This window comes from Nocardia kruczakiae NBRC 101016, assembly GCF_001612965.1.
GTDB classification, from domain to species: Bacteria; Actinomycetota; Actinomycetes; order Mycobacteriales; family Mycobacteriaceae; genus Nocardia; species Nocardia kruczakiae.
Genome location: NZ_BDBL01000074.1, coordinates 1 through 22,670, shown reverse-complemented (window position 1 = coordinate 22,670; position 22,670 = coordinate 1). Strand labels below are relative to the sequence as shown.

General features: G+C 68.6%; 23 protein-coding genes. 12 read left to right on the top strand and 11 right to left on the bottom strand.

Annotated elements, in window-relative coordinates; all coding sequences use genetic code 11:
* Positions 1 to 209: 209 nt before the first annotated feature.
* Positions 210 to 431 (bottom strand): hypothetical protein, encoded by a 222-nt coding sequence (locus NK1_RS32495; protein ID WP_245660987.1) that lies wholly within the window; start codon positions 429 to 431, stop codon positions 210 to 212.
* 176 nt (positions 432 to 607) lie between these two features.
* Here NK1_RS32495 and NK1_RS32490 point away from each other — a divergent pair, with 176 nt between their 5' ends.
* The 5 genes from NK1_RS32490 to NK1_RS32470 all read left to right on the top strand — a co-directional run bounded on the left by NK1_RS32490 (position 608) and on the right by NK1_RS32470 (position 7,109).
* Positions 608 to 1,822, top strand: a complete 1,215-nt coding sequence (locus tag NK1_RS32490; RefSeq protein WP_063014964.1) for a lipase family protein — start codon at positions 608 to 610, stop codon at positions 1,820 to 1,822.
* Positions 1,823 to 2,006: 184 nt separating this feature from the next.
* Positions 2,007 to 3,491 (top strand): lipase family protein, encoded by a 1,485-nt coding sequence (locus NK1_RS32485; protein WP_063014962.1) that lies wholly within the window; start codon positions 2,007 to 2,009, stop codon positions 3,489 to 3,491.
* Between the two features lie 431 nt (positions 3,492 to 3,922).
* Positions 3,923 to 5,119: a PucR family transcriptional regulator gene (locus NK1_RS32480; RefSeq protein ID WP_157104557.1), complete on the top strand. Its 1,197-nt coding sequence runs from the start codon at positions 3,923 to 3,925 to the stop codon at positions 5,117 to 5,119.
* Complete coding sequence (locus tag NK1_RS32475) at positions 5,116 to 6,069, top strand: acyl-ACP desaturase (RefSeq protein ID WP_063014958.1); 954 nt, start codon at positions 5,116 to 5,118, stop codon at positions 6,067 to 6,069. Before NK1_RS32480 ends, NK1_RS32475 begins: the two co-directional genes overlap by 4 nt.
* Complete coding sequence (locus NK1_RS32470) at positions 6,066 to 7,109, top strand: alpha/beta hydrolase (protein WP_245660986.1); 1,044 nt, start codon at positions 6,066 to 6,068, stop codon at positions 7,107 to 7,109. Before NK1_RS32475 ends, NK1_RS32470 begins: the two co-directional genes overlap by 4 nt.
* Before the next feature lie 19 nt (positions 7,110 to 7,128).
* On the opposite strand, the gene NK1_RS32465 is transcribed toward NK1_RS32470, so the two are convergent.
* On the bottom strand, positions 7,129 to 7,758 hold the full coding sequence (locus tag NK1_RS32465) for a YdcF family protein (protein WP_063014957.1): 630 nt from the start codon (positions 7,756 to 7,758) through the stop codon (positions 7,129 to 7,131).
* 372 nt (positions 7,759 to 8,130) lie between these two features.
* Between NK1_RS32465 and NK1_RS32460 the strand changes: the two genes are divergently transcribed.
* The 5 genes from NK1_RS32460 to NK1_RS32440 all read left to right on the top strand — a co-directional run bounded on the left by NK1_RS32460 (position 8,131) and on the right by NK1_RS32440 (position 13,817).
* Positions 8,131 to 9,357: an esterase/lipase family protein gene (locus NK1_RS32460; protein ID WP_063014955.1), complete on the top strand. Its 1,227-nt coding sequence runs from the start codon at positions 8,131 to 8,133 to the stop codon at positions 9,355 to 9,357.
* 228 nt (positions 9,358 to 9,585) lie between these two features.
* A complete protein-coding gene (locus NK1_RS32455) occupies positions 9,586 to 10,608 on the top strand; it encodes an alpha/beta hydrolase (protein WP_374726607.1) in 1,023 nt (340 codons plus the stop codon).
* 176 nt (positions 10,609 to 10,784) lie between these two features.
* Positions 10,785 to 12,182 (top strand): ABC1 kinase family protein, encoded by a 1,398-nt coding sequence (locus NK1_RS32450; protein WP_063014953.1) that lies wholly within the window; start codon positions 10,785 to 10,787, stop codon positions 12,180 to 12,182.
* Positions 12,183 to 12,252: 70 nt separating this feature from the next.
* Positions 12,253 to 13,089: a 4,5-DOPA-extradiol-dioxygenase gene (gene ygiD, locus NK1_RS32445; RefSeq protein ID WP_218023200.1), complete on the top strand. Its 837-nt coding sequence runs from the start codon at positions 12,253 to 12,255 to the stop codon at positions 13,087 to 13,089.
* Positions 13,090 to 13,334: 245 nt separating this feature from the next.
* On the top strand, positions 13,335 to 13,817 hold the full coding sequence (locus NK1_RS32440) for a DinB family protein (RefSeq protein WP_063014951.1): 483 nt from the start codon (positions 13,335 to 13,337) through the stop codon (positions 13,815 to 13,817).
* Positions 13,818 to 13,954: 137 nt separating this feature from the next.
* Here the strand turns inward: NK1_RS32440 and NK1_RS32435 are convergent, their stop codons facing one another.
* Together NK1_RS32435 and NK1_RS32430 are read right to left on the bottom strand one after the other, a co-directional pair.
* A complete protein-coding gene (locus NK1_RS32435; protein ID WP_063014949.1) occupies positions 13,955 to 14,848 on the bottom strand; it encodes a phosphotransferase family protein in 894 nt (297 codons plus the stop codon).
* A 3-nt stretch (positions 14,849 to 14,851) separates the two neighbouring features.
* A complete protein-coding gene (locus NK1_RS32430) occupies positions 14,852 to 16,207 on the bottom strand; it encodes a helix-turn-helix transcriptional regulator (RefSeq protein ID WP_245660985.1) in 1,356 nt (451 codons plus the stop codon).
* A 464-nt stretch (positions 16,208 to 16,671) separates the two neighbouring features.
* Here NK1_RS32430 and NK1_RS34850 point away from each other — a divergent pair, with 464 nt between their 5' ends.
* Both NK1_RS34850 and NK1_RS32420 read left to right on the top strand, forming a co-directional pair.
* The gene (locus NK1_RS34850) at positions 16,672 to 16,884 is read left to right on the top strand and encodes a hypothetical protein (protein WP_157104555.1); all 213 of its coding nucleotides are present in this window, start codon (positions 16,672 to 16,674) and stop codon (positions 16,882 to 16,884) included.
* A 410-nt stretch (positions 16,885 to 17,294) separates the two neighbouring features.
* A complete protein-coding gene (locus NK1_RS32420; RefSeq protein WP_063014968.1) occupies positions 17,295 to 18,653 on the top strand; it encodes a TIGR01777 family oxidoreductase in 1,359 nt (452 codons plus the stop codon).
* A 22-nt stretch (positions 18,654 to 18,675) separates the two neighbouring features.
* Here the strand turns inward: NK1_RS32420 and NK1_RS32415 are convergent, their stop codons facing one another.
* The 7 genes from NK1_RS32415 to NK1_RS35255 form a co-directional block, all read right to left on the bottom strand.
* Positions 18,676 to 20,490 carry a complex I subunit 5 family protein gene (locus NK1_RS32415; RefSeq protein WP_063014944.1) on the bottom strand — a complete coding sequence of 605 codons (1,815 nt, stop codon included), beginning with the start codon at positions 20,488 to 20,490 and terminating at the stop codon, positions 18,676 to 18,678.
* Positions 20,490 to 20,837, bottom strand: coding sequence for a sodium:proton antiporter (locus NK1_RS32410; RefSeq protein WP_063014943.1), 348 nt, complete (start codon positions 20,835 to 20,837; stop codon positions 20,490 to 20,492). The genes NK1_RS32415 and NK1_RS32410 overlap by 1 nt, the downstream gene beginning before the upstream one ends.
* Positions 20,834 to 21,583 carry an MnhB domain-containing protein gene (locus NK1_RS32405; protein WP_063014942.1) on the bottom strand — a complete coding sequence of 250 codons (750 nt, stop codon included), beginning with the start codon at positions 21,581 to 21,583 and terminating at the stop codon, positions 20,834 to 20,836. Before NK1_RS32405 ends, NK1_RS32410 begins: the two co-directional genes overlap by 4 nt.
* Positions 21,580 to 21,822: a Na(+)/H(+) antiporter subunit B gene (locus NK1_RS32400; RefSeq protein WP_063014941.1), complete on the bottom strand. Its 243-nt coding sequence runs from the start codon at positions 21,820 to 21,822 to the stop codon at positions 21,580 to 21,582. Before NK1_RS32400 ends, NK1_RS32405 begins: the two co-directional genes overlap by 4 nt.
* A complete protein-coding gene (locus tag NK1_RS32395; RefSeq protein ID WP_063014940.1) occupies positions 21,819 to 22,118 on the bottom strand; it encodes a monovalent cation/H(+) antiporter subunit G in 300 nt (99 codons plus the stop codon). Before NK1_RS32395 ends, NK1_RS32400 begins: the two co-directional genes overlap by 4 nt.
* Positions 22,111 to 22,362: an MrpF/PhaF family protein gene (locus tag NK1_RS32390; protein WP_063014938.1), complete on the bottom strand. Its 252-nt coding sequence runs from the start codon at positions 22,360 to 22,362 to the stop codon at positions 22,111 to 22,113. Before NK1_RS32390 ends, NK1_RS32395 begins: the two co-directional genes overlap by 8 nt.
* The coding region (locus NK1_RS35255) for a hypothetical protein (protein ID WP_167354339.1) at positions 22,362 to 22,670 on the bottom strand (309 nt) is incomplete at its 5' end. The genes NK1_RS35255 and NK1_RS32390, both read right to left, overlap by 1 nt.

Sequence of the window (22,670 nt, the reverse complement as noted above, 5' to 3'; positions counted from 1 at the left end):
TCGGCCGTCCCGAAAAGGTGAGACTGGACCGGTTGGAGCTGTCGACGGTCATCACTGACTCCTTCTACGCCCGAACTATCTGTTCCGGCGGTTAACGCTAACCGGCAGGCCGGGAGCCGAGAGTGCTTCGCGAATCGTCTGTGCGGAAATCGAAGCAGGTCGGCGGGCCGTTGTGATCGCTCACAGTCGCCGGGACACGATTCGATTCCTCAATGCCACAATCGGCGGCAGGGCAGCGGTCGCAATCCGGGTCGGACCATGCCGTCCACGGTGACGGCCAGCCCGGAGTGCACCGCGGCGGCGGCGAACTCCCAGGCCTCGGCGCGGGTGGCGGCGTATTCGAGCACCATGTCGGCATCGGGGCCGCTGCCGCCGAAGTAGACCGTGATCCGGCGAGTGGGGATGTCGGGGACCATATCGGAGATGTCCATAGCCGTGCTCCTTTGCATCGGTGCAGGAACGAAGCTACGTACTCGCGAGTAACTCGAACAGGTTTCAGTGTGTAATTCATCGCGTAACACAGACCGCCGCGCGGCGAGCTTGTGATTTCTCAGGACCTGCGGTGCCGATTTCGGGTTGCCTCGCGCGCGCGATAATCTCTTGGCCCATGGGCCATACCGCGGTCCGGCGGGCGCTGAGCGTCGCCGCCGGCAGTCTGCTGCTGTTCGCTGCCGCCACGACTTCCGCACCGGCGCAACCGATCTACCCGGCACCGGACCCGGATCCGTTCTACGCCGCGCCGGCCGACATCGCCGAGCACAAGCCCGGCGACGTGCTGGCGACGAAACCGCTACCGCCGCTGGACATCTTCCCCGATACCGACATCACGCTGATCAAGTTCCGCTCGACCAATTCCGAGGGCAAGCCGATCGCGGCGACCACGACCGTCCTGACCCCGCGCAAGCGCGCGGCCGACGGCCCGCTGCTGTCGTATCAGACCATCATCAACGGGCTGGGCACCGATTGCGGTGTCTCCCATGTGCTCTACACCAAGAACCCGGATCTGATGGTGCGGGAGGCACCCGCCTACAACGTGGTGTTGCAGCGCGGCTGGAGTATCGCGATGCCCGACCATCTCGGGCCGCAATTCGCCTACGGCGCAGCGCGTCTGGGCGGCCAGATCACCCTGGACGGCATTCGTGCGGTGCAGCACGCCGCCGATCTGAAACTCGAGCACAGTCCGGTGACGATGGCCGGCTACTCCGGCGGCGGCATGGCCACCGCGTGGGCGGCCGCGCTCGCGCCGGTCTACGCGCCGGAGTTGCGCATCGCCGGGGCCGCGGCCGGTGGCGTGCCGATGAACATGGTGAAGATGCTGGAGGGCCTGGGGTACGGCTCGCATCCGGCCTTCGGCCTGGCGATGGCGGCCGGGCTCGGCCTGGAACGCGAATACCCGGACCGGTTCCCGCTGTCGGAGCAGCTCAACGACAAGGGTTTGGCGGCGCGGCAGGTGATGGCCGACAGCTGCACCAACGGGCTGCTGGCGGCGGGCGCGGGCCACGGAGTGACCGAGTTCGCCAGAACCACGTCGATGACCGAGGACCCGACCGCGCGCAAGGTGGTCGAGGACAACAGTCTCGAGCTCTACACCGACAGCGTGCCGAATATGCCGGTGTTCGAATGGCATTCACCCATCGACGGCCTGATTCCGGTGGACTCGATCATCGAAACCGACCGGCGCTGGTGCCAGGCCGGGGTGTCGGTCCAGTCGGAGGCCATTCCGGTACCCGACCACCTCACCGCCGCGGTGCTGGGCCTGCCGCAGGTACTGAGCTGGCTGGACGGTCGCATGCACGCTCAGCCGGTACCGAGCAACTGCTGAGCGCGCCACTTCCGCACCGCTCAGGCGCCACGGATTCGATATCGATGCGGACTCGCGCCGCACACGATCCGAACACGCCGCCCGGGCAACCGGATTCGTGCCGGTAATCTCGAAACACCTGGTTCAGCGCGGAACTCGGGTTGGCAGCGCACGGGGACCAGCGGTGAGCTTGAGTGGGTGCGCCATGCGAATTCGGCATGTTCTGGTGACGGTATTGCTACTCGGCTGCGGTCCCGTCGCGGGTACCGCGGCGGCGCAGCCGCCGATACCTCTGCCGCCGTTGCCCTTACCGGCGGTGTCGTTACCGGGGCTGCCGACGCGGCCGTTCGCGGTCCAGCCCGCGGCGCCTCGGGACGCCGTGCCGCCGGGTGCCATGGCTCCGGGCCCGTCGAATCCGCCCGCGCCGGGTCTCGCGCAGTTACAGCAGTGGATCGACGTCCTGATTCCGCCGCCGCCCATCCCGGTGGCCGATCAGGCGGCCGCGGGGGAAACCGGTGTCACCACCGATCTTGCCCGGCTGCAGACGGCCGTCATGCCCTCACCGGTGGGCGATCCGTTGCTCGACGACTGGCCTACCGATCTGGCGGGGCTGCGTCCCGGCGACGTGATCGCGACCCGGGACGTGACGAGAACCGCCGCCCCGCTGCTCGTGGTGCCCGTGCGGCAGGCGCTGCAGTTGAAGTACCGCACGACCGACGCCCACGACGCGCCCTCGTACGCGACTGCGACACTGGCGATTCCGGCCGCGCCGTGGACGGGTCCCGGATCGCGGCCGGTACTGGTCAACAATCTGCCGATCGACGCGCTGGGCCGCACCTGCACGCCCGGCTACACGCTCGCGCACGGTTTCACCGGCGATACCGGGACCACCGATTTCGTCCCGCCCACCACCCAGCTGGCGCTGCTGCGCGGGTACGCGGTGCTGATTCCCGATCACGAGGGCCCGCGGATGGCGTATGCCGAGCCCTTCGTGGCCGGTCACGCCGTGCTCGACGCGATCCGGGCGATGCGTGCGGCGCTGCCCGCCGAATTCGGCGCCAGCCGGTTCGCCATGCACGGCTACTCCGGTGGTGCCATCGCCACCCGCGGCGCGGTGGCGCTGATCGATTCCTACGCACCGGAATTGGCGCCGGCGATCGTCGGTGCGGCATTGGGCGGAGTGCCGGCCGACTATCAGATCCTGTCGCAGAGCATGAACGCCAACTTCGCGTCGGGAGTCTTCCTGGCGGCCACCTTCGGGGTGGGGCGGGAGCGGCCGGAGATCCTGGCCCGGATGAACAATCTGGCCCGCTGGGCGGCCCTGTCGCCGCTCAAGGACACCTGCGCCGGCGTTTTCGCCGTCCCCGGCGTGCTGTCGCTGCCGATCGACATCGCCGCCGACACCCCGGATCCGCTGCACAGCGCGCTGGCCGACGACATCTACCGGGTGACGCGGATGCAGGGCATGAAATCCGCTGTGCCGCTGTATGTCTACAACGGCGAACAGGAATTCTGGATTCCGGCCGCCGGCGCCCGCGAGTTCTATCGCGACCAGTGCTCGCTGGGAGTGGCGGCGGTGTACCGCAGCGTGCTCGGCGAACACATCATCGCGGCCGGATTGGGATATCCCGAGGCGATGGGCTGGGTCGATCAGCGATTGCAGGGTGTGCCGGCCCCCAGTGAATGCTGAACGGCCGGTTCCTTCATTCGCGCTGTCGTCGCGGAGAATTTTGTGCCGCGACCCCAGCCGCTCCCGGGGCGATTCATGAATTGTCATCGGATCGCCGGTGATTCGGGTTCGAGGCGATTCCGTGGCCGTACCGTGATGTGAACGCGGCACCGGTTTTTGCGCGGACGGTGCCGCGTTCGGCAACCGGCGCACCCGCACCTTCCGGAAGGAGAGGAGGTCGGCACTGCGGACGCCGGACCGGCCACCGGTGAGCGGCTCCCTACTCGAAGCCGCCGCTCACCGCGCACAGCTCGACCCGCGGCACCAGGACTTCCAACCCCTTCCTCGACGCGGTCACTGTGCGTAGCAGTGGAACCGCCCGCCGGGTGCACCCTCACCCCAAGGCATCCGGCGGGCACACCTCGCGCGGGGACAGATTCTGGAGCGACCCGATGACACCATCCGCACCCAGCCTGGCGGCGACTCTGACCCGAAGCGTGCGCACCGAGGCGCCGGCGTCACATTCCGACACCACCGCCGAATTCGGCGCGGGCGTGCGCGAATGTCTGGCCCTGGCCGCCGATATGGTCGCCGAACCCGACCCGGAACCGGCGGATGCCGCGCGTCTGGCCGAACTGGTCGGCCGGGCCGGCGCGTGGGCGCGCGAGGGTATCGACCTCGATACCGTGCTGCGCGCCTACCACGAGGCGGTGCGGCACGCGTTCAGCGATATCGCCGGTGGTCGCGGTGACGGCGAAACACTGGTCGCCGACGCCGAGCAGGCGCTGCGCCTGCTGGAGACGGTGACCGTGGCGACCTCGGCCGCCTACCTCGACGAACACCGCTCGGCCGCACGCCATCATCAGACCGCGGCCCAGACCCTGGTCACCGCGCTGCTCAGCGGTCACGGCCGGGCGGCACTGGCCCGCCGCACCGGGATCGTGGTCGCACCCGCCTATCAGGTGGTGGCGCTGTCGATCGCCCCGCATCCCGGCGAATCCGATCCGCGCCGCAACGCCGAAACCGTGGCGCGCCGCAAACTGCGCCGGCTGCAGAGCGCATTGGCGCCGGTGCTGGGGTCGCGGGCACTGTCGCTGCTCTCCGTCGACGGCGGCACCGTACTGGTGCCGGTCGAGGACCCCGATGCCTCCGCCCGCATCGATGCCCCCGTACTGACCGCCGACACCCTCGATGTCCTGTCCGCGGCGGCCTCGGTGCCGCTCACGGCGACCGTCGTCGCGGGTCCCACCGCACGTATCCCGGAGCTGGCCGCCGAAGCCCACGAACTGCTGGAACTGGTGCGCGCGCTGCGTCGCCCACCGGGTCTCTACGGGATCGCCGACGTGGCGGTGGAATATCAGCTCACCCGGCCCGGCCCGGCGCGTGCGCACCTGGCCGCGGTGCTCGGTCCGTTGCGGCCGCATCCGGATCTGCTGGAAACCCTGCGCGCCTATGTGGATTCGGGCCTGGACCGCAAATCGACCGCGGTGCGGCTGGCGATCCATCCGAACAGTGTGGCGCACCGGGTGCGGCGCATCGAGCGGTTGACCGGCATCGAGCTGGGCCGTCCGGACGGTATCGCGCGGGCGAGCCTGGCGTTGCTGGCATTCGATCTCGGCACCGACTCGCGCACCGAGGAGTATGCGTGACAGTCGCCGATCACGATCTGCTCCGCGAGCTGGAACCCGTCGCCGAACGCTGTCTCGTCGACCATCTGCGCAAGTCGCGCGCCTGGCATCCGCACGACTACGTGCCCTGGAGCGAGGGCCGCAATTTCGCGGCGCTGGGCGGAAACGATTGGGCGCCCGAACAATCGGCGTTACCGGAGGTGGCGCGGGTGGCGTTGGTGACCACTCTGCTCGCCGAGGACGATCTGCCCTCCCGCCACCGCGCGATCACCGAGATGTTCGGCGGCGACGGCGCGTGGGGACGGTGGGTGGGATGCTGGACCGCCGAAGAGAACCGCCACGCCATCGTGATCCGCGACTACCTGGTGGTGACTCGCGCGGTGGATCCCGTTGCGCTGGAACGCGCCCGGATGACGCGCCTGACCAGCGGCGTCGCCGGCTCGCAGGCCCCCCGTTTGCTGCGCGGGTTGGCCTGTGTGACACTGCAGGAGCTGGCCACCCGGATCAGTCACCGCAACACCGGCATCGCCTGTGGTGAACCGATCGCCGACCGGATGCTGTCGCGCATCGCCACCGACGAGAACCTGCATATGATCTTCTACCGCAACATCTCCCGGGCCGCCCTCGAGCTGGCCCCGGACGCGATGATGCGCGCGATCACCGAGGCGGTCACCGGTTTCCGGATGCCCGGCTCTGCCCGGCCCGGCTTCCGGCGGCACGCGCTGATGCTGGCCGCCCACGGCATCTACGATCCGGCGCAGCATCTGGAGATGGTGGTGCGCCCGGTGCTGCGCAACTGGCACGTGTTCGAGCGCAGCGATCTGACCGGTGCCGGGGAGCGGGCCCGCGACGAACTGGCCGTCCATCTGGCCGCTCTGGAGAAGGCGGCCGACCGCTTCCGGGAACGGCGGGAACGAGCGCGCGCCCGGGAGACGGCGTTCGCGGACGCTTCGGCGGTGGTGCAGCGGTGATCACCCGTGCGGCGCTGGGCGCCGCCCTGGCCGTGGCCGCCGGCGCGATGGCGGCTGCTCCGGTGTGCGCCGATCCCGCCGCGCCCCCGCCCGCGGCCCCGCCGGCGATCGATCCCGCCGTGACGCGAACGGAACTGGTGCGCACCGAAACGCGCAAACCGGGCTGGGACCGGCTGTATGTCGCCTCCGCCGCGATGCATCGGGTGGTGCCCATCGATGTACTGCACGGAGGCGGTAGCGAACCCCGGCCCACCCTCTATCTTCTCGACGGCGTCGAGGGTGCGGCGACCTCGGGGTGGCTCACCGACGGCGAGGCCGCGCGCTTCTTCGCCGGCAAACCGGTGGACGTGGTGCTACCCGGCGACGGCGTCGGCAGTATGTACGCCGACTGGGACCACTACGACCAGAACCTGGGCCTCAACCGCTGGGAGACCTTCCTCGTCGACGAACTGCCGCCGATCGTGGAGAAATATCTGCACTCCGACGGACGCCGGGCGATCGCCGGAGTGTCGATGGGTGCGCAGGCGGCGATGATGCTGGCCCAGCGCCACCCGGGCTTCTATCGCGCGGTCGCGGGTATCAGCGGCTGCTATTCGACCGCCGACGAGGTCGGCCAGGCCGTCACTCGCATCACCGTGGCCTCACGCGGCGGGAACCCCGAAAACCTGTGGGGCCCACCGAATTCGCCGGAATGGGCGGCGCACGACAGTTATCTGGGCGCCGATACCCTGCGGGGTACGCCGATCTATCTGTCGACGGCCACCGGCCTGCCGAGCCCGCCGGATCTGACCGCGATCGCCACGGCGCACGACGTCGCCGGCGCGCTGCGGTCCGCGGGCGGAGGCATTGCGCTGGAGGCGGGGGCGCGCACGTGCACCGAACGGTTCGCCGCGCGGCTCGCGCAGCTGAACATCCCGGCCACCGTGCGCTACATCCCCGCGGGGACGCATTCCTGGCCGGATTTCACCGCGGCCCTGCCGTCGGCGTGGGACGCACTGGCGGCCGGACTCGGTATCGCGCGGACCTGGGGTCCGCGCTAGACGACCGGCGGCTCCGGATTCACTGCTGCGGCCCGAACACCGCCAGCACCACCGGCGGCAGATCCTGCGGGCTGACCGTGCCGACCACCGCGACCCCCGCGTCGACGAAATCGGCTACGGCACGGGGCATATGGTCGGCCGACGTGACGACCACCGCATCGCCGGCGCCCAGGGCGTGCATCATTTCCGCGGAGTTGACGGCGTTTTCGACGGTATCGCTGGCGCGTGACTCGGTGTGGATCCGCTCCGGGGCGAGGCCGTGGCCGACGAGCCAGCCGGCCATGGCGTCGGCTTCGGTGGTGCCACCCCGGGGATTTCCGCCGGTGACGATGATCGGTGAGGCCGGCGACACCATCGCCTGCACGAGCGCCGCCTGCAGCCGGGCGATGAGTTCGGGTCTCATACCGCCGTCGGGCAGCAATCCGTAACCGAGCACCACGATCGCGGTGGTCGGCCCGTGCGGGGCGGGCAACGGCGGCAGCGGATCACCGACGGCGCGCAGCTGTTCGATGACGCCGGCCGCATCGGTGAGCGGATCGGCGGCGGCGGCGGTGGGGAAGGCGACCGCGGTGAGTGCGCCTACGGCCAGAGCGGCGGCGGTGAGGAAGCGAAAACCATTGGGCCGCAGGGCAGTACGAAAGCCGGGCATCAGGACTCCAGACGACGTGGGGCCGTGCCACGTACCCACGTGGACCGGACCGGACGGACAACTCCAGTGAGAATCCGATATCTGTTCGTGATTGCGTCGTAATTGGTTGTATCGCTGGATATTTCACGGCACGGCCGACATTGCTGCTGTGACTGCGCCGGTATCGGGAAAAGCCTGACGCCACCGGGCAATTCGCCCGGCTGTGCAACTTCACTGCGGTCGGTTCGGCGCCTCGTGAGATTCCGAAGAGACTGCCTTTGTCCGTATCGGCGGCTCGGCAGCGACTTTAGCGTCTGAGTTCAGTTTCGGCCGCGCGGCTCGCTGTCGCGCATCGCAACAAAGAACGCCGATGTTCTGACGAAAGGTTCACCCATGAGACCAAACACCCGCCGCTGGTCGCTGAGCGCCGCGGTCGTCGTGGGGGTTTCGCTGCTGACAATGGGCTTCGCGGGGATCGGCGCCGACGCCGAGCCGGCGGTGGCGTCGAACGATCAGCAGCAGGAGCAGCAACTGGTCGACTTCATCGACCAGGGACTGAAGAATCCCGCCGCCCACCCGATCGCCGATTCCGGCAGCTCCGGCACCGGTTCGGCCTGCACCTCGGGCAGTGGCGCGGGATCCGGCAACGGGTCGGGCGACTGCTACGGCGGTTCCGGGTCGAGCTCGGGCTCCTCGGGTGGAACCTCCAGTGACACCATCGGCTACGGCCCGGCGCAGAGCTCGTTCCTGGCCGCCTTCGGATACGGCCTGCTGCATCCGGACGTGGCCCCGCCGGGGACCAACGACTGGAATTGCAAGCCCACCGCGGCGCATCCGGAGCCGGTGGTGCTGGTGCACGGCACGTGGGAGAACGCCTACGACAACTTCTCCTTCGTCAGCCAGCCGATCAAGGACGCCGGCTACTGCGTATTCACGTTCAATTACGGCAAATCCAATCTGATTCAGGGCGGCGGCCTGGGATCGGTGCTGCCGGGCGCGAACGGCACCGGCTTGATTCAGGATTCGTCCAAGCAGCTGGCGCAATTCGTGGACCGTGTGCTGGCGGCGACCGGATCACAGAAGGTGAATCTGGTCGGCCATTCCCAGGGTGGCGCGATGTCGCGGTGGTATCTGAAGTTCGACGGTGGTGCGGCGAAGGTGCATCACATGATGACCTTCGGCGCGACCAACCACGGCACCACCCTCGACGGCATCGGCGCACTGGGCCGGGCCATCAACAACTTCGGCATCGACGTGCTGGGGCTGGTGGAGATCTTCGTCGGCCACTCCGGCATCCAGCAGACGGTCGGTTCTGATTTCGTGAACCAGCTCAACGCCGGTGGTGACACGATGCCGGGTGTGGACTACACGGTGGTCGGCACCCGCTACGACGAGGTCACCACGCCGTACGATCTGACCTTCCTGCAGCCTGGGCCCGGTGCGACGGTCAAGAACGTCACCCTGCAGGACGGCTGCGAACAGGATCTGTCGGATCACCTGACGATGATGTATTCGCCGCGGGTGCTCTCGATCATCCTCAACACTCTCGATTCGGCTCAGACTCCAGCGCTGACCTGCAGCTTCAACCCGTGGCTGCTGGGCGGTGGCGGCAAGCTCTGAGTCACCCGACCTGCCCGCCGGAACGCGGAAACCCTGAATTCCCATCGTGTTCCGGCGGGCCGCACGCCGCCGTGGGGTCCGGCGCGGACCGAGGTACGCCGGCCTCGTATCCGCGCACAGGAGTGCACACACCCACGGTGGTGCTCCCGCCGGGCGATGTCCTCACACAGCATCGCCCGGCGGGTCTCGTCGTCTCCGCGGCGATCGTTCTGTCACGAAGGAGTTCTCATGTTCGGAAAGGTGCTGCGCGGCAGCATCATTCCCGCCGTTCTGATGATGGCGGGCGCGGTGCTGGGGGCCGCGCCCGCCGGTGCGCAACCCGACCCGGTCACCGCGGACGGGTCGGCGGTCACCGGCAGCTGGCGGCTCGATCCGCGGACCGAACAGTTGCGGGTGCATTCGGCGGCGATGAACACCGACATCATGGTGAAAGTTCAGATGCCGGCCGACGACCAGTCGCCCGCGCCGGTGCTGTATCTGCTCAACGGGGGTGGGGGAGGCCAGGATTCGGCCACCTGGGAGCGCAACACCGATGTCGCGGGTTTCCTGTCGGCCAAGCAGACCTATGTGGTGCAGCCGGTCGGGGGCCGCTGGAGCTACTACACCGATTGGCGCGCGCCGGACCCGAAACTCGGTGTGTACAAATGGAAGACGTTCCTCACCGCAGAACTCCCGCCGCTGATCGACGGGCGCTACCGCACCACCGGCGCCAACGCGCTGGCCGGATTGTCGACATCGGGGACCTCGGTGCTGCAGTTGCCGATCGCGGCCCCGGGACTGTATCGCTCGGTGGCCGCATACTCCGGATGTGCGCAGATCAGCGATCCGATCGGCCGGGAATTCGTCAAAATGGCGGTGCAGACGTGGGGCGGCGGCGACGTGGAGAACATGTACGGCCCCGACGACGACCCGATGTGGGCGGCCAACGACCCGTACGTGCACGCCGACGGCCTGCGGGGACTGAATCTGTTCATCTCCACCGGCACCGGTGTACCCGGCATGTACGACGTGTACGGCGGTGACCATATGCAGCCCGGTCCGCGCGGATATCTCGATCAGCTCGTGATCGGCGGGGTGATCGAGGCCGCGGTGAACTGGTGCACGCACAATATGTCGACTCGCCTGGGGGAGTTGGGAATCCCGGCGACCTTCGACTTCGAACCGACGGGCACGCATTCGTGGGGCTACTGGCAGGACGCGCTGAAACGCTCGTGGCCGGTACTCGCCGCAGGCCTGGGCATCGCACCGTGAACCGGCTTCTCGCGCCGTGCAGGCGACGACGTCAGTGGGCCGGTCCGCGCGTGGGGCACGCCACACCGGCCGGTACGGTGGCTCGGCAGTCGTACACTGTGCACGAACCACATGACGATGGGACGGTCGCAACGAATGATTCGGGCAGGTGAGTGGGTGACCAGCGGAGTCCTGCGGTGACGGCGGCGGCCACCGAGACCGCCTCCGGACCGGGCGCGGGGCAGACTCCACCGCAGCCGGTACCGGCGCTGGAGAAATTCGGATTCGCGGAGTTCCGCCGTACCGCCGCGATCGGCACGACGATCGGCAGCCGGGTGACGCGCCGCGTGCTGCGCCAGGGGCTGCGCCCGGCGAAGCGGCGACGGGCGATGGCCGAGGGGACGGTCGACGGCTTCGAGGCACTGGGCCCGATGTTCGTCAAGCTCGGGCAGCTCATCGCGTCGTCGCCGGCCTCGTTTCCGGACGAACTCGCCGACGCGTGCCTGCGCTGCCTCGACGACGTACCGCCGTTTCCGGCCACCGACGCGCGCGCGGTGATCGAGGCCGACCTCGGCGCCCCGATCGACCGATTGTTCCGGGAATTCGACGACGAACCGCTCTCGGCCGCCTCGGTGGCTCAGGTGCACGCCTGCGTCCTCGCCGACGGCCGCCCGGCGGTGCTGAAGGTGCAGCGTCCCGATATCGCCCGGCGCATGATCGTGGATCTGCGCGCCGCCTACCGGCTGGCCGGCACGCTGACCAAACGTTCGGAGAACGCCCGCATCGCCAACGCCGAGGGTGTGGTCCGTGATCTGTACGACACCACCGTCGCCGAGCTGGACTTCCGCAACGAGGCCCGCAATCAGGCGCAGGCGAGGGCGGATCTGACCGCCTTCGGCGACAACACCGGTGTCGTCGTCCCCGAGGTGTACTGGGAGTACTGCGGACCGCGCGTGCTGTGCATGGAGCGGATGCGCGGGATGCCGCTCGACCGCTTCGACGATATCCGCGCCGCCCACCCCGATCCCGAGCTGCTGATCCGCCGCCTGGTCAAGGCCTGGGTGGAAAGTGTTGTGGTGCACGGCCTTTTCCACGGCGACGTGCACGCCGGAAATCTCTGGCTGCTCGACGACGGCCGGGCCGCCATGCTCGATTTCGGCATCGTCGGCACCATGACGCCGCAGTGGCGGGCGTTCGTGCGCGCGCTGTTCCACGCCAGCGCCATCGACGGTGACTTCCGGCCGGTCGCGCGGGCCCTGCGGGAACTGGATCTGCTCGACGGCGACGACGGTGACGACGCCGCCATCGGCCGGCAGCTGGCGACGGCGCTCGCGCCGGTGCTGTCGGGCAAACTGGCGCAGCTGGACATGGGCAAGGTCGCCGCCCGGCTGGTGGAATTCGGCAAACGCCGCGGCGCCTCGGGCCCCCAGCAGTTGCTGCTGATGGGCAAACAGCTCGGCTACTTCGAACGCTATGCGGTCGCGCTGGCGCCGGGCTGGCGGCTCGGTCAGGACCTGTACCTGTTCCGCAACATCTTCCCCGAGGAAGTGACCGCCAAGGTCGCCGCCGAGGGGATCGAACTCCCCGCCGACTGAACTCCCCGGCGGGATCGGCACCACGAGAAGGAGTGCGCAGATGTCGCCGGAGCAGATGTCACCAGAGCAGATGCCCGCGGTATTTCTCGGCCACGGCAACCCGATGAACGCGCTCGACCGCAACCGCTACACCGAGGCGTGGGCGGCCGTCGGGCGCGCCGCGCCGCGTCCGCGCGCGATCCTCGTGATCTCTGCCCACTGGTACACCAACGCGACCGCGGTCACCGCGATGCCGCGCCCGCGCACCATCCACGACTTCTACGGTTTTCCGGACGAGCTGTTCGCGGTCGACTATCCGGCGCCGGGCCTGCCCGAACTGGCCGAACAGGTCGCCGATGTGGCCCGTCCGCAGTGGGTGGGCTGCGATACCGACAGCTGGGGGCTCGATCACGGCACCTGGTCGGTGCTGGTGCACGCGTTTCCGGACGCCTCGATTCCGGTGGTGCAGCTGTCGCTCAACGCCTTCGAACCCCTGGACTACCACCTCGAACTCGGCCGCAAGCTCGCTCCGCTGCGCTCGGACGGGGTGCTGATCGTCGGCAGCGGCAATATCGTGCACAATCTGCGCGCGGTCGATTTCGGGCAGCCGGATGCCGGTTACGACTGGGCGGTGCGCTTCGACGAGGCGGCCCGGGAGGTGCTGATGCGCGCACCCACCGAGGTCGCCGCGCTCGACGCGCATCCCGATTTCGCCGCGGCCGTCCCGACTCCCGATCACTACCTGCCGCTGCTGTACATCGCGGGCCTGGCCGATACCGAACCACTGGTTCCGATCATCGACGGGCATTGTGCCGGTTCGATTTCCATGGCCGCTTACCAGCTCGGCGGCACCTGCCCGCCGCAGTCTTCGGGCAGTGGCGCACCGGGATTGCCGGCCGGAGTGCCGGCCCTCGACAGCAATATGTGACCCGCGTTCACGCCCGCCGTTCGCCGAGAAGTAGGGCGACGATGCAAGTGGTAAATTCCTGAGTGGTCCGCCGCGCCTGCTTCTGATGTAGGTTGCACACGATCGGCAGTCCGAATCAGGATTTCTGGTCGCGACGCATACGACCCTCCGGGCGCCGTTTCCTTCCGGCGAACCGTTTCCGAACACCACCAGCAGATCGGTCTGTCTGGCGTGTGCCGGACCGGCCGAGGAAGGACCAGCTTGCGATGATCACATCGATCCGCACCATGGGCCCTGAACGAGAACTGCTCGAGACCATGCTCGACCAGGTACGCGCGGACCTCATCAGCACGGTGCGAGGCTTGTCCGAAGCCGACGCCAGAACTCGGCTCGTGCCCTCGCTGACAACCCCGATAACCCTGATCAAACATGCCGCGTTCGCCGAGCGGATGTGGTTCCAGCGCACGCTCGGACGGCTCGCCGACGACGACTGTGACGGCCCGCTATGGGCGCACGGAGGGTTCGAGGTGGGCGATGACGAGACCATGACCGAGGTGATCGCGGAGTTCGAACGCGCAAGCGCCCGAGCCAGATTGATCGCAGCTCCGATCCCCCTGGACGAGACCCGCGAGCATCCGCACACGGGACGTGTCGTCAGCCTTCGCTGGATCTATGTGTTCATGACCGCCGAGTTCGCCCGGCATGCCGGTCACGGGGACATCCTGCGCGAACAGATCGAGGCCCGATGACGGCTCCCTGATAACCCGCCAGGCTGGGGTCGTCGGACCGTTCGTCGGTCGGCGCACCCGTGGAGTCCGCCGATGCATGACTTGTTCGTGCGGCTACACGAGACTGGATTCGCCGGCGCACCACACTCCCTGGGCGCTCAACCAACCGACCGCCAGACAACGTCACGGTCGTCTGTGCGCAACGATTGCACGCGCCTGCGGAGTTCATGTTCGGCTCGGGGTTCGTCGGCGGCGATTCGGATATAGGAACCGAGCGAGTGGTACTCGGTGATGTCGCGCAACGACTTCCAGCCGGGCCATTCGAGCAGGTCATAACCGTATGCCCGAACAAACTCGGCGCGGTGGGTGTGCGGGGTGTGGAAGTGGTCGGGCAGTGTTCCGACCAGGTCGAGTTCGCGGGGGCCATAGCAGGCGTTGTCCCAGTCGATGAGCACCCAACCGTGGTCTGCCGGAACGATGTTCTCCTCATGTGCGTCGGCATGGACCAGTCCGTATCCGAGCGGGAATCCGGTCGTCTTGAATGCTGCGACCAGGGCATCGGCTTGGTCGCGGAGCCAGCCGCGTTCCTCGTCGCTCAGCACCGGCTGTGGTCGTGCGGCATCGACGGCGAGCGCGTCACGCAACCGCCGCAACGGGCGATACTGCGGGATCCGGAACGGCGGTGCCGGTTGCTGGTGGAGACTGCGAATCAGACTTCCGACATCGTGGGCAGAGGGCTGAGCGGCTGCGGACCGATACGGCCAGAACGTCGCCACCGCACGGTCCACCACGACCGGTTGCTCTCCGGGTAACGGGGGGAGTGCTATCGGCTCTGTTGCCGTACACGCAAGCCACCGGGTGACCGTGATGCTCGTGACAGCGCGGGTGCGACGCAGCGCTGTGTCCGGAGCAAGACGAAGGACAACATCGCCTACCCGCCACACCGCGTTCGATCGCCGGTGGAGGAGTTGCGCTGCGTCGGGATTCAATCCGAATGCGTCACATGCCTGTTCGAGCTCGTGACGGCCGGGTAACGCGCTGTCTGCCGCCATCGGTCACACTGCCAGTGCCGCAGCAATATCGGCGCGGAGAGCCAGTACGTCGGGTACGGACCCGTAGCGGACGGCAACGGCATCCAGGTCGCGGAGCCGGGCGTAACAGCGTTGCGAAGACAGTGCGGTGACGGCGGTGACGGCGTCGCGTCCGGTCCGCACGGCGGCATCGGTGTCACCGGCTTGGAGATATGCGACGGCCAGGGTCGGCAGCAGTACGGCGCGGCTGCGTTCGTGCTCGACCGGGTGTCCATGTGCGGCCTTGGTCAGCCGACCGACGGCGGATTCGGCGAATTCCGGGTGTGTCAGCGACAGCAGATACAGCGCATGCCCATGCTGCGCAGCGATTTCCGCCTCGGTGACGACCCACGCCCAGGGCGGGGTCGAATCGACATCCACGCTCGCGTACGCAGCTCGGGATTCGTCCAGTGCTCTGCGAGTCGGCTCAGGTTCGCCGAGTGTCGCCCAACACCATGCGGTCACCGTGTGGATATATCCGGCAGTGATCGACGAGACCGGATACCGGCGGCTCGTGGCGGTTGCGGCGGCCAACCGACAGAAGGCGAGGGCGTCCTTCGGTCGACGCAGGTGCAGTGCCTGGTGCGCCATATCGAGCAGGATGATGACTATGAGGTCGGTGGAGCGGGGACAGTCGTCGGCGCGCTGGGCGGTGTGGAGGGCATAGGTCCACAGACGCCGCGCGGCGTCGTGGTCCTCGATGTCGTAGGCCAGCCAACCAGTCGTACTTGCCAGCTCGGCGGTGGCGACCTGCAACCGAACCTGAACGCTCGGGGCGCATACAGCATCGTCGAGCGCGGCTACCTGGTGTAGCTGGCTGAGCGCAGCACTGCGGCACAGCCCACCGCCGTGGGCGAGATCCCAACGGCGAAATCCGTTGCTGATGGCCTCGATTGCGTCGATGTCGGCGTCGCCGATCCGAGGTCGAGCCACGTGTTCCAGCCGGCCGGGCAGAACATGGGCCAGTCGCTCGAGCTCGGGATGCAGACGCGAGCCGAGTGCGGCAGCGGTTGCCAGGGTGACGAAATCTCTGCGGTTCACCCAGTCCACCTCCTCGCAGGCCAGGCTACCGGGCACTGTGTCGGCGGTGTTCACATGAAACCCGAGCAGGTGCGCGGGAACAGCGAAGACGGTCGAGATACGCGCTGCCAGTTTCGCACTGGTCAACCGCCGCGCCCCGGCTTCGACCTCCGACACTCGAGCCTGACTCAGCCCGACCAATGCCGCAAGCTGGGTCTGGGACATGCCGGTGCAGTCGCGGATCGCTGTGAAGACGACTCCGAAGTTGTGCTCCCACAACGCAGTTCGCAATGCGGAGTCGGTGAAGAAGCCAACCGGCAAGGGTCGACGGAAGCCCGACGCTCGGGCGCACCTCGCGCACAAGCCGGCGGCATTCTCGATCGGAGCTCCTTTTCCGCAGGAGCGGCACTGCAGTCGTACTCCCATGATTCGGCGCTTTCCGTTGGGCCGGAGGCTCTTTCACTTCACCGTAACCGCGGGTGCGGACCGTTGGAGCCAAAGGCACTGTGCAGGGTCGTGAACGAGCCATCCCCACTGGGGATATCCCGCACGGGGATTGGTGCACAGGACGAGCATCGCGAGGCTGAATGCGACGTCCGAGGGCGGGGCTTCCGCCCGGGAACACACACCTTCGAGAGGGCTGCACAGTGACGGAAGAGATCAGGCCGCAGCGGGGCGCTGCCTTGCTGCACAGCGACAACAACTCGGCTGCGAACGAATCATCAATGGTCCGGCAGCACCACGACCTACCGAGACTCCCCATCAGGCGCACGCACAACCGTTCGATGGCAGCCACCCTGAGGCTCTGGCACACCCGCAACCGAGACCTCCTCGAACGCGTCGCCGCCGGCCTCCGCCACCTAGATTCCCCGGCGGGCTGTAAGAGCACCGAACCCATTCGCGGGCGAGCACACGCCATCCACGTCATGGCCGACCACGCCAAACACGACTGCCCCCGCTTCCGACTCGCCGCACGCTACATCGAGGCCTCGCAGTGACCATCGCTCGATCCCGAATTGTGAGGGGACAGGCGCTTTGACGGAAATAGGCATACCGATACGAGCGATTGCGTTGCTGGACAGCGACCATCTCGGTGCTCTCGAGGCCGGCGCCCCCTGGTGGAAGATCACCCAAGCGGCCGACCTCATCACCGGAACACAGGAATACCCCTTGTGGTCGGCAATCACCACGCAGCCGAGGGGCAGACAGTGATCGTGCTCGGGTTCGTCATCGCAATCGGACTCCCATTGGCTGTGCTGATTCTGTCGGTGACACTGCCGGAAGACCGAAACAAGCCATGAGCCGTTCAGACATCATGGTCGGTCTCGCCGAGAGCAGGGCGACGCCGGCCCGGCGCGCCTCGGCGGCGGACCGTTTCGGCCCGGTGCGGCGGGGGTACTGCCGCCTCATGGGTTTCGAATCGGCGAATGTCGTGGACTTCCCGCAGGCCGACGTCTTCGAATGGTTCACCCGGCCCGGTGCGCTGACCAGGCTGGCGCCGCCGTGGCAACCGGTACGGGTGATCCGCGAAGCCGGATCGCTGAAGGACGGGCGCGCCGAACTGGCACTGCCCGGCAACCTGCGCTGGGTGGCCCGGCACGATCCGGTCGCCTACGACCCGCCGCACCGGTTCGCCGACGAACTCGTCGCCGAGGGCCCGGCCTCGGCCTTCGCGTATGTGGTGCAGTGGCGCCACACTCACGGCTTCGAAGCCGTGGACGCGGGACGCACCCGGATCGTCGACGAGGTGGACACGCCGGTGCCCGCCGCGCTGCTGCGGCCCATGTTCGAATACCGGCACCGGCAGCTCGCCGGTGATCTGGCGGCCCACGCCCGTGCCGCGGAGAACGGTCTGCGGTCGTCGACCATCGCGATCACGGGCGCCTCGGGGTTGATCGGGACGGCCCTGACCGCGTTCCTGCGGACCGGCGGGCACCGCGTGATCCGGCTGGTGCGCGGGACCGCTCGCACACCCGACGAGCGGCAATGGGATCCGTCCGCGCCCGCCTCCGATCTGCTGGACGGGGTGGACGCGCTGATCCATCTGGCCGGGGCGCCGATCGCGGGCCGGTTCACCGACGAGCACAAACGCCGCGTTCGCGACAGCCGCGTGGAACCCACCCGCGCGCTCGCCGAACTGGCCGCGCGGACCGGACTGCCGACCTTCGTCGCGGCGTCGGCGATCGGCTACTACGGCTACGACCTCGGCGATCGCTCGCTCACCGAGGACAGTCCGGCCGGTGACGGATTTCTGGCGGAGGTGGTCTCGGCGTGGGAGGACGCCGACCGGCCCGCCCGCGAGGCCGGGGTGCGGGTGGTACGGGTGCGAACCGGTCTGGTGCAGTCGCCGGCCGGTGGGCTGCTGCGCTTGCTGCGGCCGTTGTTCGGTGCCGGTTTGGGCGGGCCGATCGCAGGTGGGCGGCAGTGGATGTCCTGGATCGGCATCGACGACATGATCGACATCTACCACCGCGCGCTGTGGGATACCGCCCTGTCGGGTGCGGTGAACGCGGTGGCGCCGCATCCGGTCCGCAATGCCGAATACACCCGCACGCTGGCCCGGGTCGTCCGACGGCCCGCATTCCTGCCGGTGCCGCAGGCCGGTCCGGCGCTGCTGCTGGGCGGGCAGGGCGCGCGGGAGCTGGCAGCGGCGAGCCAGCGAGTGGAGCCGACCCGGCTGCTGGCCGCCGGCCATCATTTCCGCACCGACCGTCTCGAACCGGCCCTGCGGCACGTACTGGGCCGGCTCGAGGCACCGGGGGAGTAGGCGGTGGGGGAGCAGGCACAGCTCAACTCACCCACAACAGTCCGATGACTGCGGCACAGCCGAAGACCAGCCACGCCGCGTAGTCGCCGATGTGCCCGCTGTGCAACCGGTGCAGTCCGTGCCGCACCGCGACCACCGCGACCGGGCGAGAATCGTTGTCGCCCAGCATATTACGAAGATGAATGCCGAACAGTGCGAGGACCACCGCGGCACCGGCCGATACCAGGCCGAGGATCGTTCCGTGCACCGTCCAGCTCAGATCCGGGGCGGACTGCACCGGGACGGCTCCCGTCAACGCGCGGTCTCGATAGCCGATCCGATCGCAGAACTGCGCGGCCGCCGCGGCCACCTCGCGCCCGAACCGTCCCGGAAGTCCGCTCAGCACACCGGCACTCAGCAGTGCGAACACCGCCGCGAGCATCGTCACCGGAATACGGCCGGGCGGGGTGTCGGCGTCGGGAGTCTCGTGCGCCCCGGTGGTCTCGTCCGCCTCCGGGGCCGGCTCCGGCGGACGGCCGACGCCGAAGAACACGCGCAGCCCCACCCGCAGCACCGCGGCGCCGGTCAACGCCGACACCGCGATCACCAGCACGGTCAGCGGTACCGAATGTGCCGACTCCTCCAGCAGCGATTTGCCGAAACCGGTGCCCGACAGCGGAATTCCGCTCAGCATGAGTCCACCCAGCACGAATGCCGCGCCCACCATCCGGTGCCGCCGGGCGCGACCGTACAACCGCACTTCGTCGAGAGACCGATAGCGCGACAACAGAATTCCCGCCATCAGAAACAGCGCGCCCTTCACCGCGGCGTGCCCGGCCAGATACACCGCCGAGGCCGCCACGCCTTCGGGAGTCAGCGCGGCCAGGCCGAGCAGGAACAGTCCGATGTGCGCGATGGTCGAATAGGCGAGCAGTCGCTTGATATGGCGCTGCAGGACACACATCACGGTGCCCAGCAACGCGGTGCACACGGCCGGCACCAGCATCATCCGATGCACGCCCGCCGTGGGTAGCACGGTGTCGAACACCGCCCAATAGACCCGCGCCACACCGTAGATGCCCAGCGGCGCCATCGCACCCGAGAACAGCACACACACCGGTGTGGGAGCGACCGCGTGCGCGTCGGCCAGCCAGAAATGGAACGGCACCGCCGCGGCTTTCACCAGCCAGCCCGTCGCGATCAGCCCGAACGCGATGAGTATTACCGCATCAGGCGCCCGCTGCGACAGCGCGAGGCTCAACTGCGGCAGACCCAGCTGACCGGTCCGCGCGTAGAGCAGTCCGATGCCGAACAGGCACAGATAGGCGCCCAGCGAATTGACGACCGCGAAATTCAGGCCGCCCTGCACGGCTTCGGGTTCCTCGATCTCGAGTCCGGTCAGGGCGTACGCGGCCACGCTCATCAGCTCGAAGAAGACGAACATGTCGAACAGGTCGCCGGTGAGGGCATAGCCCGCCATGCCCGCGGTGAACAGCAACAGCAGCGCCGGATAGTGCGCGCGCACGCTATCGAAGTAGCGCCAGCCGAAAAGCAGGGCCGTGGTCGCGAGCACGGCGATCAGCAGCACCATGGCCGCGCCCATCCGGTCGGCGACCAGCACGATGCCCACCGCGAATCGCGGTCCGGGATGCCAGCCGCCGGCCCAGGTCACCACCGCGCCCGACCCCGTCGCGGCGAGCAGCCACGCGGCCAGGATCGCGATGGCGAGAGCGGTGACCAGCGCGAGAGCGTCGATGACGCGGCGGGGAGCGATCCGTCCGAGAAGCAGCAGAACACAGGCGCCGGCGATCGGCACTGTGACGATCAACGGCGGCAGCGCGCTCGCGGAACCGCCCATCAGCCGCGCAAAGCGTGCAGCTCATCGGGGACCACGGTGCCGTGCCGTTTGGCCACCTGGATCACCAGCGCCAGCAGCAGCGCGCTCACCGTCGCCGACACCACGATGTCGGTCAGCGCCATGGCCTGCACCACCGGGTCCACCACCGGCGATCCGGGCGGATTCGCCTGCCCGAAGATCGGTGCGCTCGCCTTCTGCTGATATCCGACGGCCAGCAGCAGCACGTACGTACTCGACTGGGTCACCGATACGCACACCACGGTGTGGACGAGATGGCGGCTGCGCACCACGCCGAACAGCCCCATCAGCAGCACCCACCCCGCGACCAGATACGGGAATACGCTCATCTCACCCCTTCGTCGGCGCCCAGATACTCGTCGAGGAACTGAGCGAGCAGTACGACGATGCCGCTGCCCACCGCGATCCCGACCGCGCAACTGAACAGCGCGACGGTGCCCGCGGAGAACAGGTGCCCGCTCGTGCCTTTCGGCAGGAAGTTGGACAGGAATCCGGTGCCGGCCGCCAGCCCGGCCGCGCCCAGCGCGAGGACCGCGCCCATACCGACGGCTTCTCCCGTCTCGTACCAGACCAGCGGCCGGACCCGCCGCAGTGCCCGATAGTCGCCGGCCACGTACAGCAGATGCAGACCGGTGGCCAGCACCACGCCGCCCTGGAAGCCGCCGCCGGGGGTGAGGTGGCCGTGTACGACGACGTCGGCGCCGATCAGCAGCGTCACCGGTAGCAGGATGTACCCCGCGAGGCGGGTGGCGGCCAGCAGTGGTGGACGCGACGACGACGCGATCGCCGGGCGCGGCGGCCGGGGCTGGGAGGTGCGCCGCAGCAGCGTGGCCGCCCCGACGACCGCCGCCACCAGAATGGCCTCCTCGCCGAGGGTGTCGAATCCGCGTTGATCGAAGTTGATGGAGGACACCACATTCGGGCTGTGGCGGTGCAGCGCCTCCGCCACCGTGGCGTCGCGATAGGGGTGAAAGTCGTTGCCGAAGTCCGGGATTCGCAGCACCGCGAGGATCAGCGCGGCACCGAGTCCGAGGGCCCCGGCGGCGAAGACCAGCAGGCGCGTCCGGGTGCTCACGAGCGCCTCTGCCGCCGCACCGACCGCACCGCCAGCAACACCATCAATGGCACCACCGCGGTACCGACCGCGATCTGCGACAGCGCGACATCGGGGGCGCCGAGCACCAGGAACAGCGGCGACAGCAGCGCGCCGTAGACGCCCAGCGTCACCGCCTGGCGCTGCGGGTTCTCGGTCCACACCACGACGGTGGCCGCGACGGCCACCAGGACCAGTGCGAGGATGATCAGTACATTCATTCCCGTTTCCGTTCGCCCAGAACGACATTCAACTTGCCGATCGCCGCCGAGGACACCGGTGCGGTGACCCACAGCAGTGCCGCGGTGAGGGCGACGATCGCGGTGGTGAGACCGGGGCCGTAGTCCAGCAGCACCGCCAATGTCAGCAGCGGCCCGGTCACGGACGTGAGCATGCCGGGATAGTGCAGCCGCGCGTACGCCCCGCGCGGTCGCAGTGCCGCCCACGACGCCGCCACCGCCACCACGACAGCCACGCCGAGGACGACGCCGGCCGCGATCGCGGCGGGATCAGTCATCGCCCGCCCCGATCAGCCGGGTGAAGACCAAGGTTCCGGCGAACGCCAGCAAGGCCAGCACCGTCGCCACGATCAGGTAGTCGGGACGGTGGGCGGCGAGGCTGATGGTGATCAGCACCAGCACCGTCACCGTCCCGACCATCTGCATGCCGACCAGCCGATTGGCCGCGATACCCCGGGCGGACAACCAGATCCCCGGTGGCAGGGCGCCCGCCAGCAGTGCGATCGAGGCGGCGGTCCACATCAGCGTCGCCGGTCCGGATCGCGCACCGCGCGCTGCAGCGCGGACTCGGGCAGCGGCAGGGTGTGCAGTCTGATCCGGGAATGCTCGGGATCGGAGTAGACCACCAGGGAACCGGGGGTCGCCGACAGCAGCATCGTCGCGACGGCTTCCCGCCCGTCCCGCTGTGCCGTCGAACCGGTTGCGGGCAAGGGCAGTTCGGTGAATCGGCCGGCCGGGCGCCGGCCGCGCACCACCAGAGCGAGCGCTCCGGCACTGTCGCGCACCACCGCCGGCGCCGTGCGGGCCGCCCACCGCGGCAGCTGGGCAGG

What these genes read in the sequence shown, in the direction of transcription:
- NK1_RS32495 (WP_245660987.1), bottom strand. Translation starts at nt 431, where the DNA reads ATGGACATCTCCGATATGGTCCCCGACATCCCCACTCGCCGGATCACG.
- NK1_RS32490 (WP_063014964.1), top strand. Translation starts at nt 608, where the DNA reads ATGGGCCATACCGCGGTCCGGCGGGCGCTGAGCGTCGCCGCCGGCAGT.
- NK1_RS32485 (WP_063014962.1), top strand. Translation starts at nt 2,007, where the DNA reads ATGCGAATTCGGCATGTTCTGGTGACGGTATTGCTACTCGGCTGCGGT.
- NK1_RS32480 (WP_157104557.1), top strand. Translation starts at nt 3,923, where the DNA reads ATGACACCATCCGCACCCAGCCTGGCGGCGACTCTGACCCGAAGCGTG.
- NK1_RS32465 (WP_063014957.1), bottom strand. Translation starts at nt 7,758, where the DNA reads ATGCCCGGCTTTCGTACTGCCCTGCGGCCCAATGGTTTTCGCTTCCTC.
- NK1_RS32460 (WP_063014955.1), top strand. Translation starts at nt 8,131, where the DNA reads ATGAGACCAAACACCCGCCGCTGGTCGCTGAGCGCCGCGGTCGTCGTG.
- NK1_RS32455 (WP_374726607.1), top strand. Translation starts at nt 9,586, where the DNA reads ATGTTCGGAAAGGTGCTGCGCGGCAGCATCATTCCCGCCGTTCTGATG.
- ygiD (WP_218023200.1), top strand. Translation starts at nt 12,253, where the DNA reads ATGCCCGCGGTATTTCTCGGCCACGGCAACCCGATGAACGCGCTCGAC.
- NK1_RS32440 (WP_063014951.1), top strand. Translation starts at nt 13,335, where the DNA reads ATGATCACATCGATCCGCACCATGGGCCCTGAACGAGAACTGCTCGAG.
- NK1_RS32435 (WP_063014949.1), bottom strand. Translation starts at nt 14,848, where the DNA reads ATGGCGGCAGACAGCGCGTTACCCGGCCGTCACGAGCTCGAACAGGCA.
- NK1_RS34850 (WP_157104555.1), top strand. Translation starts at nt 16,672, where the DNA reads ATGGCAGCCACCCTGAGGCTCTGGCACACCCGCAACCGAGACCTCCTC.
- NK1_RS32420 (WP_063014968.1), top strand. Translation starts at nt 17,295, where the DNA reads ATGGGTTTCGAATCGGCGAATGTCGTGGACTTCCCGCAGGCCGACGTC.
- NK1_RS32415 (WP_063014944.1), bottom strand. Translation starts at nt 20,490, where the DNA reads ATGGGCGGTTCCGCGAGCGCGCTGCCGCCGTTGATCGTCACAGTGCCG.
- NK1_RS32410 (WP_063014943.1), bottom strand. Translation starts at nt 20,837, where the DNA reads ATGAGCGTATTCCCGTATCTGGTCGCGGGGTGGGTGCTGCTGATGGGG.
- NK1_RS32400 (WP_063014941.1), bottom strand. Translation starts at nt 21,822, where the DNA reads ATGAATGTACTGATCATCCTCGCACTGGTCCTGGTGGCCGTCGCGGCC.
- NK1_RS32395 (WP_063014940.1), bottom strand. Translation starts at nt 22,118, where the DNA reads ATGACTGATCCCGCCGCGATCGCGGCCGGCGTCGTCCTCGGCGTGGCT.
- NK1_RS32390 (WP_063014938.1), bottom strand. Translation starts at nt 22,362, where the DNA reads ATGTGGACCGCCGCCTCGATCGCACTGCTGGCGGGCGCCCTGCCACCG.